The organism is Bradyrhizobium sp. 35 (assembly GCF_023073215.1).
In the GTDB taxonomy this organism is placed as follows: Bacteria; Pseudomonadota; Alphaproteobacteria; order Rhizobiales; family Xanthobacteraceae; genus Bradyrhizobium; species Bradyrhizobium canariense_D.
In genome coordinates, this window is the sequence record NZ_JADPJC010000112.1 from 1 (window position 1) to 11,330 (window position 11,330).

The window sequence follows — 11,330 nt, forward strand, 5'->3', positions numbered from 1 at the left end:
AGGCGTGTTGCTACTCGCTACGACAAACTTGCCAGAAACTTCTTGGCCGCCGTCCACCTCGCCGCTCTCGTCGCTTATTGGATCAATTGAGTCTGAACCCTAGCAGAGTGGCCGTGTGATCTCCCGAAAGGGAGGCCGGTAGTCCATCACCAGGGTTTGTCAGAGCCAGTCCCGGTGAAGCGGGCGCAGTGACTCTCTCCGCGGCATAGTCGTCGAGCTGGTGAGAGAGAGGTCTGCCTCAGACGGGGCGGTTTTCGCTTCTGTTTTTCACCGGCTCCATTTTGGCCAGGCCGTCCTCGTATGAAACTTCCCTGTATGATCCACCGATGTCCTTGGCCGCGTCGAGCAGGTAGTCGAGCCTACCGGCCGTACCGAGCTTCTTGATGTCATTCTTGTCGACGCCGGCGAGGTCCATCATCTCCTTCCAGACAGTTGATTCGTCGCAAGGCAGAATGCGGAAGGTGATGTCGCCTATCTTGGTGCGGTACTTCGCCAGCAGATCAATGTTGTTGCAGAAAATGAAATAGCTGCCTTTGGGGCTCAGCCTACCATCCAGAACCTTTGCAGCCTCAGGTAGATACCCGAACGAATGCAGATATCCGGCAAGGACTGGGATAGTCGGTTCGCCTTCCTGCGCGATTGCAAGAACTTGTTCAATGGAATAGTCCGGCGGTCGTTTTTCGTCGGCGAGCTGGGCTTGGAACTTCAGCGCGATGTCGCCCCGAAATCCAAATCGCCCCGGCTTCGTTGTCTCCGTCTTAAGCACCGCATTCAGCAACCGCCCCTCCTTGTCCAACTGGCCAAGAGCGGTGTTGTCGATCGACGTCATGGAAGGCTCCTCATCAATCTGTCGTGTACATGCATCGCCAATGCGGCGTGTCCGCTGACCTTATGCAAGTTGTTTGCCGTGCGCCCATGTCTGCAGCGACGCACACGGTAAGCGGCGGATTGGCGCAATGTGCAGGGATAATACGTGCTGGCACCATCACGAGGTCTCGGCCGGAAAAGGGCGGGACGCCCGAAAACCGCCTGTCGCAAATCAGACAGGTCGCAAATCGAATGGTCGCCGCCTTCAAAACCAATGGACTTCAGCTGCATCTCGATTGGCATGGGATTTGCGAATTGTGCCTCCGACAGAAACTGAGAGCGAGCCAGAAATGATCAGCCTAACGGATAGCGCCATCAACGCACTGAAGGCCGCAATCTCCTCGACGGCCCAGCCGGCAAGCGGTTTGCGGGTCATGGTCGAAGGCGGCGGTTGCCAAGGGTTCACGTACAAAATGGGTCTTGCTCATGAGCCGGTCTCCGATGAGCCCGTGTTTGAGCAAGACGGGATCAAAGTCTTCGTCGACAAGGCGAGCCGGGCGCATCTCAACGGCACCACGATCGATTTCGTGGTGTCGCTCGAAGGATCAGGGTTCCGCTTCGATAACCCAAATGCCAAATCGAGCTGCTCCTGCGGCAAATCGTTCAGCTGAGTCGCCTTCGGACCATTCGCAATGGAAGGAGCATCGAACATGGGCCTGAAGGCTGAACGAACGAAGCAGTCTTCGAGTGCAGAGGCTTCCGATCGCGAGCGGATTGTCCGTGCCGTGCTCGATGAGATTCGGCCAAGCCTCAGGCGTGATCGTGGGGATTGTGAGCTCGTCGAAATCGAAGGCAACAAGATCATGGTCAGGCTCACCGGCGCCTGCATGTTATGCAAGCTTGCGAGAACGACGCTCGCGGCCATTCAGGCGCGCCTGATCGAGCGGCTCGGCGAGTTCGTCCGCCTGATCCCGCTCCCCGCAGCTGCCAAAGAGGGGCCTTAAGTGCAGAGCGGACAGTCCGTGCAGCCGATCTACCTGGATAACAACGCGACGACCCGTGCACATCCATTGGTAGTCGCGTCAATGCTGCCGTTCTTCTCTGGGCAATTCGGCAATGCGTCGTCCGGGCATGCATTCGGCATTGAGGTTGCGCCCGCATTGAAACAAGCGCGCCGGAAGCTGCAGGGCCTCGTTGGCGCGGCATTCGATCACGAGATCGTCTTCACCTCGGGCGCGACTGAATCCGATAACACCGCGATCCTGTCCGCGCTCGCCGTGCAGGAGGGACGCGACGAGATCGTCACTACGGCCGTTGAGCATCCAGCCGTGCTGTCCCTTGCCGAGGAGCTGGGCCGACGCGGAATCAAGACCCATGTCATTCCGGTCGATGCAAGCGGCCGATTGAACATCGAGGATTATCGCAACGCATTGTCGAGGCGGACGTCAATCGCATCGGTCATGTGGGCCAATAATGAGACCGGTACGATCTTTCCGGTGAAATCCCTCGCCAAGATGGCGCGCTCAGTCGGCGCGCTCTTTCACACCGATGCGGTCCAGGCGGTCGGGCGGATTCCGATTGACCTGAAGACTACGGACATCGACATGCTATCGCTCTCCGGCCATAAGCTCCATGGTCCGAAGGGGATCGGCGCGCTGTATGTGCGCAAGGACATCAGGTTCCGACCGCTGATCTTCGGCGGCGCACAGGAGCGGCATCGCCGCGCTGGCACCCAAAACGTTCCGGGCATTATTGGGCTCGGCAAGGCGGCGGAACTCGCTGCGGCACACCTCATACAAGAGCAGACGCAGATTGGCATGCTTCGCGACCGGCTGGAGCAAGGCATTCTCGCTCTCGGCTGTTGCATCGTGCTTGGTGATACCAAAAACCGCTTGCCAAATACGTCCAACATCGCATTCGAGCATCTCGAAGCAGAGGCCATCGTCGACCACCTGAACCGCAACGGAATTGCCGCCTCGCTCGGTTCAGCCTGCGCGTCCGGCTCGATGGAGCCGTCCCATGTCCTGCGCGCGATGAGAGTACCACCGACTTTTTTGCGCGGTGCGGTTCGCTTCTCGCTGTCGCGCGAGACGGCGCCGGATGAGATCGATCGTGTCCTGCAAGTCCTGGCGGACATCAATGCCAAACAGAGAGCCTTGTGGCGTGCGTGTCAGGAGCGCGCGGGCGAGAGCTCACAACTTGCGGAGCTCCTATGAAGGTCATGATTCGCCGTTCGCCCGAGACGGGGCTTTCGATTTATGTGCCCAAGAAGGATCTTGAGGAGTCGATTGTCGAATGTGAGCACGAGACGCTGTGGGGTGGTTGGATTAGAATCGCGAACGGGTGGGTGCTCGACCTACCCGCGATGGCGAGTGACACCATCCTTCCAATTACGATCAATGTTAGGAAGCGCGACGGCGAAGCAACCGAATGATGAATGCTGCGACTCCACAGAACCTCGCCAAACCAGCGGATGCGAAAGCTGTTGTTGGCGCAGCGGTCCGGCCTTTGCGAGGAAGGCCACATCAATCCCTGGCTTTGGCTTGGCGTGTGGTCGAAGGTTCCAGCCGAACCTGCCGATGACTCCGGAAGCGGTCGAACCGTCCTTGGGACCCAAGATGGCGCCGACGCATGGTGTCAAACGCAATACTCGGCCTAGGCCTGCACTGTTGGGCCAGCGAGATGGCGTTGCCGGGGAGGCCTCGCGAGGGCCCATTGTGCTGACATCGCCAGCCCGGTCGTTACATTCCGCACATCTTCACAGCGTCAGGCCAATCGCTGCAACTCCGCAAGATACAGTTTCGAGAGGATTGGATCTCGCACCGGGCCAAGTCGTAGCTCGCAAATCGTGATGCAACGGTCGCGATGCAAATCCTTGAATCAGTCGAATTGCGCGAAGACTAAGGTTGTAAATGACGCATCGTCATACAAGGAGCGTCGACGACTCGCGAACTGGAAGGCCAACGCCCTCCGCTCCTGACGATGATCCCTATCTGTGGTTGGAACAAATAGAAGGCGCGCGGGCGCTGAACTTCGTCGAGCGGCAGAATAGCAGAACCCTGGAGGTGTTTGGCGGACCCGCAGCCGAACGAGACAGAGATGCGCTGACAGCGATTTACGACCGACCTGACAATATCCCCTATGTCAGCCGGCGCGGCGAGTATCTCTACAATCTCTGGAGGGACGCCAATAATCCACGCGGCCTCTGGCGGCGAACCACTCTGGAAGAGTATCGCAGGCTGAAGCCATCATGGGACATCCTGCTCGACCTCGATCAACTTGCGGTCAGCGAAGGCAAAGACTGGCTTCTGAACGCCACGGCCGCACCGCCTGGAGATCACTCGCGATGGATATTGAGTCTATCGCGCGGCGGAAGCGATGCCATCACTTTGCGTGAATTCGACTCAGACACGAAGCTCTTCATCCACGATGGCTTTGTCTTGCCGGAAGCCAAAGGCAGCGGCGTATGGCTCGATTTTGATACGCTGGTGTTGTTAAGCTCTCATGGTGACGGCATGGCCGCGACCACCGGCTATGCGCGCACGGTGAGGCTGTGGCGGCGTGGTACGCATGTTGACAACGCGGCAGTGATCTTTGAGACCAAGGCCGCTCATGTGTCAGTCGGTTGCAGTGTTGACGACACTGTCGTGCCGCCCAGGATCTGGTTCCTCGATGCGACAGACGTCTCCAATTGCGTGGTCTGGCTGGGCGATGAAACGGGAGCCAAGACGAGGCTCGATTTGCCAAGTAACATCTGGATGCGGTCGCATCGCAACTGGCTTGCCCTGAAGCCGCGCGAATCCTGGTCTGTGGCAGGGCACACCTATGCCGCGGATACGGTGCTCGTCATCGCGCTGCCGGCATTCCTGGCGGGCAGCCGCCAGTTCGAGATTCTCTTCGAGCCGGGCCCGCGCCGCGCGCTGCAGAGCTTCTTTTGGAGTGCGGGCAAGCTTGCGCTTTGTATTCTCGACGAACTCCGCCCAGTGTTCGAGATCTGCACTCCATCCGATCATCGCTGGAACCGCGAGCAATTGGGCGGGCTTCCTGATCTTGGCGTCGTCGACATCTGGTCTCTCGATCGCGATCCGTCCGAGAGCAATGGCGACTTGCTGGCTCACGTCGAGGATCCGCTCACCCCGCCGTCCCTCATCCTGCTGGAGCGCGGCGTTGGCAGTCCCGCCGTGCTGAAGCAGGCGCCGAAGACGTTTGCCGCGGAGCACTGCGTGGTCACGCGGCACGAGGCCGTCTCGATCGACGGTGAGCGAATTCCCTACCTACAGACCGGCCCGGTCAGACAGACCGGCAACGCGCCGGTCCATCTGAGCGGATATGGCGGGTTTGGAATGTCCGTGAAACCGTATTACAATTCCGCGCTCGGTAAGCTTTGGCTTGACTGCGGCGGCACCACAGTTCAGGCAAATTTGCGCGGCGGCGGTGAGTTCGGCACGCGCTGGCACGACGCCGGCCGGCTGGCCGGCAAGAGATTGTCGCATGACGATTTCGCAGCCGTCGCCGCCGATCTCGTTAAGCGCGGCGTGACACAGGCCAAGCGGATCGGGGCCGAGAGTGGATCGAACGGCGGCATCCTCATTACCAACATGCTAACGCGATATCCTGGGCTCTTTGGCGCACTGTTCTGCACCGTCCCGCTGATCGACATGCGCCGCTACACCAAACTGCTCGCCGGGACGAACTGGCTTGCCGAATATGGCGATCCCGACAACGCTGAGGAGTGGGAGTGGCTGAAGACCTATTCTGCCTATCATGCTGCAAGACCCGGGCAGTCCTATCCACCGATCCTGATGGCCACCAGGCGGCGGGACGATCGCGTCCATCCCGGACATGCCCGCAAAATGGCAGCGAAGCTGCAGGCGATGGGCTATGAGGCTTATTTATACGAGCATGCCGCCGGCGGCCACGGCTGTGGCAAGGACAACAGGGAGCACGCCGGCTTGTTGGTGCTGGGCCTGCGTTTCCTGAAGAGCAGGATCGGCTGGCTGGATACCGAGGACGGGAGCGACGCAGTGTAGTTGTTGGACGGCAGTTCGTGCGATGTCGACCGAGGCGGCTGCAGCTTTACGAATCTGATGTGTCCACACCCGCACCACCTATTCGAGATGCCTACCAACGTTTGGACGCACGGTCCAATTCGTGGCCGTCGGGACCCTGGGCACCAGGCATTTCTCTTCACCTGCCCGACAATGCGTCCGGAGTGTCAGGAAGGGGGCCCGCGTGATCTTCACGACATAGGTGGGTAACGGGTTTCTTGTCTGCATCTAGGAAGCATCGCCGGTTCAAGTTGTCCTTCAAAGCGCGTCCGGAACGTCTTTTGCGGATTGTGCTTTGCATACGCGTCACATTTCGGCGACAAGATCAACTTTCAACGACACCAGCCGCCATGCTCTTTGCCCAAGGGCATAGATGAACCAGCGTACCGCCCTCGTAATAGCGCTGCCGGGCGCTCTTGTGATCGCAATTCTGTCAGCTTTCGAACATGAGTTGATATAACGGACATTCGAACGGACGGTGCCTAACTGCTTGGAGCGAAACACAAAATACGTTTGTGGCAGGTATGGCACGCCAGTTGCTCTTGGCTTTTCAGAAACGACTCTGGGGATGCTTGCTGGAAGGATTCGGCTTGCGAAGAGAATTGGAAAAATGAGTACTTCAGCGCAACACCAGGTAGCCTGCGGCGGCGGCGAGATCAGCGAGACCATGCAAGTCATGGCTAAGCACAACAGCTGCGGTACGGTCGGTGGGAGCGGCAAGGCCAGGTGCCGATCTCAGGCCGGCATCGGCAATGTGCCAAATGAGGTCTGGGAAAAGGTGAAGAACCATCCCTGCTACAGCGAGGAGGCGCACCATCATTATGCCCGGATGCATGTCGCCGTCGCACCCGCCTGCAATATCCAGTGCAATTACTGCAATCGTAAATACGATTGCGCAAACGAATCGCGCCCCGGTATTGTCAGCGAGAAGTTGACGCCGGAGCAGGCCGCCAAGAAGGTGCTGGCGGTCGCTTCCGCCATCCCTCAGATGAGCGTGGTCGGCGTTGCTGGCCCTGGCGACCCCCTGGCGAATCCGGACAAGACATTCAAGACCTTCGAGCTCGTCAATAAACTCGCGCCAGATATCAAGCTGTGCCTCTCGACCAACGGTCTGGCGCTAGCTGATCATGTCGACACGATTGCAAGACTTAAGGTCGATCACGTGACGATCACGATCAACATGATCGATCCCGATATTGGCGCAAAAATCTATCCCTGGATCTTTTACCGCCACAAGCGCTACACCGGCATTGAAGCTGCAAGCATCCTCAGCAATCGGCAGCTCCAGGGCCTGGAGATGCTCACCGCGCGCGGCATCCTGTGCAAAGTCAACTCGGTGATGATTCCCGGGATTAACGATCAGCATCTGGTTGAGGTTAACAAGGCCGTGAAGTCGCGCGGCGCCTTCCTGCATAACGTGATGCCGCTGATTTCGTCACCCGAGCACGGCACCGTGTTCGGTCTCAGCGGGCAACGCGGCCCGACCGCACAGGAAGTGACAGCATTGCAGGATAGCTGCGAAAGCGAGATGAACATGATGCGTCACTGTCGCCAGTGCCGCGCCGACGCCGTCGGACTGCTCGGGGACGACCGCGGCGCCGAGTTCACCATGGAAAAGATCATGGCCATGGACATCAAATATGATGAACAGGCCCGAAAGGAGTATCAGGCCAAAGTCGAGAAGGCGCGCATTGCAAAGCTTGCGGCCAAGCAGGAGCAGCTTGCTGGGCTTGCCAGCGCGTCCAGCGAAATCAGGGTGCTGGTGGCGGTTGCAACCAAGGGCTCGGGATTGATCAACCAGCACTTCGGTCATGCCAAGGAGTTCCAGATCTACGAGCTCTCAACTTCGGGCGCAAAATTCGTTGGCCATCGTCCTATTCATTCCTATTGCCAGGGCGGCCATGGCGACGACAGCAAGCTCGAAATCGCCATCGATGCCATCAACGACTGCCATGCCGTGCTCGTGTCAAAGATCGGCGGCTGCCCGAAGGCCGAATTGATCAAGGTCGGAATCGAACCGGTCGATCAGTACGCCTGGGAGTTCATTGATGGCTCGGCGATCGCCTGGTTCAAACTCTATCTCCATAAAGTCAATGAGGGGAAGATCAAGCACGTTGAGCGGGTCGATCCGGCGGCCCGCCGCAATGCGCTGATTTCCGCCGCCTGAGGATGGGTTCAGACAATGCCGTTCAAGATCATCGCCTCGCAATGCACGGGCTGTTCGGCGTGCGAAACGCAGTGCCCGAACTTCGCTATTTCCGAGCGAGCCGGCGTTTTCCTGATCGATCCTGAGAAATGCACCGAGTGCGCCGCCTACTTTGATGAGCCCCAATGCGTGGCGGTTTGCCCGGTTGACAATACATGCGTGCTCGATACGGCGCTGCCGCGTCACCAGGCTGCTTGAGGGCCACGATGGATGTCACTACGACACTCGTTCAGAAACTCGGGCGGATGATGCTCCGCCTTCACGAGGCGCCGGCCACGACTTTCCCCTTCTCAGACCGGGTGGACGGCTCTCGCTGGTCGCTAACCTTTTCGCCAGTTGTCGACCCATATTCTGGCAACGCGCACGTGGGCGGGAGCGCTCGAGCTATTCCTGTCGACCCGAAGGCCGCTGTCTTGGGTGTCAAGGATCAATTTCGCCGATGGACCCACAAAGGGCTGACCCGTCTTCCACGATATCAATCCAGTCACGTGCGGCCATCATTGAACAGGCGTATTCATGCCCGAGGCCTTCTTCAGTTGGTCATCCGAGAGAGGGCGTCCTCACCGAGCCGTGTCTTGGTCGCGCGGTATCGAGCCGGCTAAGCATCATCACAGGGCGACAGGGCTATCCTATCACCTCGATGAAGGTGCAGAAATACACCTGCGCCGCGGCATGGCGTTCGGACCCGATCACGTGATGCGGAAACGAATTTCCTGCCACCGGTGCGGTCGGCGCCACCAAGTTGGAATTCGGCTGCTATGAGAGCACCTCGTGCGGGTCTTCCTGTTCTCGCTCAACGCCTATTGCCGACTTGCAGGTGCGTCTCGGGCAACCCGGCGAAGGACGGCAACTGTCGGAGGCTGCTGGGGCTTTGTCCGGCGGACGATGCTAGCGCCAAGGTGTTGTTGGGCGAGCGTATGGGCGGGACCGTGAGTGATCACGTCCACAATGCCCTCGGTTGGCGGGGTAATCAGGTCGACTCTGTCAGCTGTGCGCATCCCGCGCTGAAGCACGCGGCTCGCGGCCGGCTCAAGCACGCCCGGCTCGATGACAGACGCGCGTGCCGCGTCGATGGCTTCTTCAACATCAACGATGGGCTCACGGATAGTTGTCTCGATCGTCTCGATTTTAGGCTGCGGGCATTGATGTTGCTGCACCGGGATCCCGACAGGCTCATGCAATCCGCGACCCCAAGCGCCGCCGTGCGGGAATGGAGGGGGTCCATCGAGCATCATGATAGGGCGGTTCGTAAGCCCGGGCGCTCGCGAGGCGCGGTACAGTTGAACCATGGAGCGGGGAGGGCAGCATGAGCAACATCGCCCGTGATAGTGACATCGTCGAGCTGACGGACGCCCCCTTCTTTGATTATGGTGACAACGTGCGGGCCAACCGCACCATCCGCAACGACGGCACCTATGTGGGCAAGGAGATCGGTGAGGTTCTGGTCAAGAAAGGGGAGCTTGGCTATGTCGTCTCGATCGGCACGTTCCTGCAACAATTTTATATTTATGGAGTCGAATTCCTCGGCTCCGGCAATCGCGTCGGCATGAAATGCAAGGAGCTCGATCTAGTCTCGCCAAGCCACGAAGGCGAGGAGCCGTTCTTGCCAGGAGCGGCACCCCGATGATCGAACCAAGATCGCCAAAATACCGGTCAGGCCAACGTGTCAAGGCGGCAATCGATCTGCTCAACGACGGTTCCTTTCCCGGCGCGTCGGCCGAAGAGTGTCTGGTCAGCGTCGGGTATATTGGTCAGATCGTCCAGGTCGGTCGCCATACGGGAGCGAACCTACCCATTTATATGGTCGACTTCGGCAAGCAGTTGGTGGTTGGCTGCCTCGAGGCAGAAATCTCTGCAGTCTAGGATATCGCGCAATGAACGCAGCAATCATCAGACGACATCATTCCGGATTGCCTGCGCATCCCAACGAGCTCGACCGGTGGCGGATCGTGCGCGCGCTGAAGAAGCGCGAGCACTACCGATATGTCTCGCCAAAGGTGACAGCGGTTGCTGGTGGCTATCTGGTCGAGAGCCCGTGCTGCTCAGGCAATATCAATGCGGAGGGCGGCCTCGTCGACGTCGCGCTGCTGCACCACGATAGGACTGCGGCGGCATGGCAGCTGCTCCGCAAAGATCACCGCAGGGGCCTTTGGGAGTGGCATTCAACCCATCAACGGCTTGGCCTGGCGACAGCGGTTCTGAACGCCGACCCTGAACGTTTGTTCTGGCAATAGATCGTGGAGATGGTGCTCGAAGGCGCCTTGACGGAGATCGAGTAGACGCTCGCCGCTATTCATACAGCCTCTGAGCCCTGCCTGACGCTCCGGCAGAAAGCTCCACATCTTGCCTGGATTTGTTGCGAGGCGTCCGAGATGACGCAGAATCCGTTCCGCCGGGTTGGAGGTTCGACCTGCATCTACTCGACAGTGAAGGTCACTGTTACAGATCACGAATGATCCGCAGCGCGCCGGCATTGTGCTGGCCAAGCGCTCTGGCAAATCGATCAAGCAATCGCCTGCCGGTGCCAAGCTCACACAGGACGGCTAGGCCCGCGGGTTGCTTGCCATGCCGTAGTGCCCGGCCCGGGAATATCAGGATCAGGTCGCTCGCTCGTCCATCGGGTCCATAAGACGGGGACAGGCGATGGTCTCCCAGAACTGTTCGCTGAGGACGGAATCGCCTGGGAACGTCAACGTGGCTTATTAAACCAAGGATACTGCGGTAGATGAAGTTTGGATCAGCGAGCCGTGCTCGATCTGCTGACGAGGAATAACGCTCAGGCTTTGTAAGATGTGCCTTTGTGAGTACTCGCCCTTAGGTCCACCGCCGTGCACTCGCCGTGAACGCCGGTTGGTGATGCGCGCGCAAGTGAGGCAGTGCGACTGTCCCGGCCTATCCGCTCTACTCCATCATTAGGGTCTGTACCTAATTAGCGAGTTCTGATTCCCTCGTGCCAAGTTGATTCGGCACGGGGGACTTCGATGCGCAAAGGACTGTTCTGGCTCAACGACAAGCAGTGGGCTCAGATAGAGCCGCATCTGCCAACGAACCAGACCGGCCCGGCGCGCGAAGACGATCGACGCATTATCAGCGGTATCATTCACATGCTCCAGTGCGGCGCACGCTGGCGCGATTGCCCGTCCGACTATGGCCCTTACACGACGATCTACAATCGGTTCAATCGCTGGGCTAAGCGCGGACATTGGCAGGCGATCTTTGAAGCGCTCGCCCGCTGCGGCAAGGACCGAGTGGCTTTGTCGATCGACTCC

General features: G+C 59.1%; 12 protein-coding genes and 1 pseudogene. 12 read left to right on the top strand and 1 reads right to left on the bottom strand.

Annotated elements, in window-relative coordinates:
* Nucleotides 1-90 (top strand): annotated as a pseudogene (locus IVB36_RS23055) (IS5/IS1182 family transposase); the annotation flags it as partial.
* A 148-nt stretch (nt 91-238) separates the two neighbouring features.
* On the opposite strand, the gene IVB36_RS23060 reads toward IVB36_RS23055, so the two are convergent.
* Nucleotides 239-829: a hypothetical protein gene (locus tag IVB36_RS23060; protein WP_247285937.1), complete on the bottom strand. Its 591-nt coding sequence runs from the start codon at nt 827-829 to the stop codon at nt 239-241.
* 328 nt (nt 830-1,157) lie between these two features.
* Here IVB36_RS23060 and IVB36_RS23065 point away from each other — a divergent pair, with 328 nt between their 5' ends.
* The 11 genes from IVB36_RS23065 to IVB36_RS23115 form a co-directional block, all read left to right on the top strand.
* The gene (locus tag IVB36_RS23065; protein WP_018457691.1) at nt 1,158-1,478 is read left to right on the top strand and encodes an iron-sulfur cluster assembly accessory protein; all 321 of its coding nucleotides are present in this window, start codon (nt 1,158-1,160) and stop codon (nt 1,476-1,478) included.
* A gap of 39 nt (nt 1,479-1,517) precedes the next feature.
* The gene (locus IVB36_RS23070) at nt 1,518-1,811 is read left to right on the top strand and encodes a NifU family protein (protein ID WP_247359577.1); all 294 of its coding nucleotides are present in this window, start codon (nt 1,518-1,520) and stop codon (nt 1,809-1,811) included.
* An 18-nt stretch (nt 1,812-1,829) separates the two neighbouring features.
* Nucleotides 1,830-3,023, top strand: coding sequence for a cysteine desulfurase NifS (gene nifS, locus IVB36_RS23075; RefSeq protein WP_247393093.1), 1,194 nt, complete (start codon nt 1,830-1,832; stop codon nt 3,021-3,023).
* On the top strand, nt 3,020-3,241 hold the full coding sequence (nifT, locus tag IVB36_RS23080; protein ID WP_247393103.1) for a putative nitrogen fixation protein NifT: 222 nt from the start codon (nt 3,020-3,022) through the stop codon (nt 3,239-3,241). Before nifS ends, nifT begins: the two co-directional genes overlap by 4 nt.
* A 478-nt stretch (nt 3,242-3,719) precedes the next feature.
* Entirely contained in the window at nt 3,720-5,837 is a 2,118-nt protein-coding gene (locus tag IVB36_RS23085) for a prolyl oligopeptidase family serine peptidase (RefSeq protein ID WP_247393105.1), read from the top strand.
* A 628-nt stretch (nt 5,838-6,465) separates the two neighbouring features.
* Nucleotides 6,466-8,022: a nitrogenase cofactor biosynthesis protein NifB gene (gene nifB / locus IVB36_RS23090; protein ID WP_247393107.1), complete on the top strand. Its 1,557-nt coding sequence runs from the start codon at nt 6,466-6,468 to the stop codon at nt 8,020-8,022.
* A gap of 15 nt (nt 8,023-8,037) precedes the next feature.
* Nucleotides 8,038-8,259: a 4Fe-4S binding protein gene (locus IVB36_RS23095; protein WP_247299039.1), complete on the top strand. Its 222-nt coding sequence runs from the start codon at nt 8,038-8,040 to the stop codon at nt 8,257-8,259.
* A 1,108-nt stretch (nt 8,260-9,367) separates the two neighbouring features.
* Nucleotides 9,368-9,688: a nitrogen fixation protein NifZ gene (locus IVB36_RS23100; protein ID WP_018457701.1), complete on the top strand. Its 321-nt coding sequence runs from the start codon at nt 9,368-9,370 to the stop codon at nt 9,686-9,688.
* Nucleotides 9,685-9,924, top strand: a complete 240-nt coding sequence (locus IVB36_RS23105; protein WP_018457702.1) for a nitrogen fixation protein NifZ — start codon at nt 9,685-9,687, stop codon at nt 9,922-9,924. The genes IVB36_RS23100 and IVB36_RS23105 overlap by 4 nt, the downstream gene beginning before the upstream one ends.
* Before the next feature lie 11 nt (nt 9,925-9,935).
* On the top strand, nt 9,936-10,295 hold the full coding sequence (locus IVB36_RS23110) for a hypothetical protein (RefSeq protein ID WP_247299034.1): 360 nt from the start codon (nt 9,936-9,938) through the stop codon (nt 10,293-10,295).
* A 747-nt stretch (nt 10,296-11,042) separates the two neighbouring features.
* Nucleotides 11,043-11,330 (top strand): transposase (locus tag IVB36_RS23115; RefSeq protein WP_247390905.1); only part of this gene is annotated, 288 nt, incomplete at its 3' end.

Excerpts from the sequence above, each read along its gene's own strand:
- IVB36_RS23060 (WP_247285937.1), bottom strand. The coding sequence starts at position 829 with ATGACGTCGATCGACAACACCGCTCTTGGCCAGTTGGACAAGGAGGGG.
- nifT (WP_247393103.1), top strand. The coding sequence starts at position 3,020 with ATGAAGGTCATGATTCGCCGTTCGCCCGAGACGGGGCTTTCGATTTAT.
- IVB36_RS23085 (WP_247393105.1), top strand. The coding sequence starts at position 3,720 with ATGACGCATCGTCATACAAGGAGCGTCGACGACTCGCGAACTGGAAGG.
- IVB36_RS23070 (WP_247359577.1), top strand. The coding sequence starts at position 1,518 with ATGGGCCTGAAGGCTGAACGAACGAAGCAGTCTTCGAGTGCAGAGGCT.
- IVB36_RS23110 (WP_247299034.1), top strand. The coding sequence starts at position 9,936 with ATGAACGCAGCAATCATCAGACGACATCATTCCGGATTGCCTGCGCAT.
- IVB36_RS23065 (WP_018457691.1), top strand. The coding sequence starts at position 1,158 with ATGATCAGCCTAACGGATAGCGCCATCAACGCACTGAAGGCCGCAATC.
- IVB36_RS23095 (WP_247299039.1), top strand. The coding sequence starts at position 8,038 with ATGCCGTTCAAGATCATCGCCTCGCAATGCACGGGCTGTTCGGCGTGC.
- IVB36_RS23105 (WP_018457702.1), top strand. The coding sequence starts at position 9,685 with ATGATCGAACCAAGATCGCCAAAATACCGGTCAGGCCAACGTGTCAAG.
- nifB (WP_247393107.1), top strand. The coding sequence starts at position 6,466 with ATGAGTACTTCAGCGCAACACCAGGTAGCCTGCGGCGGCGGCGAGATC.
- IVB36_RS23100 (WP_018457701.1), top strand. The coding sequence starts at position 9,368 with ATGAGCAACATCGCCCGTGATAGTGACATCGTCGAGCTGACGGACGCC.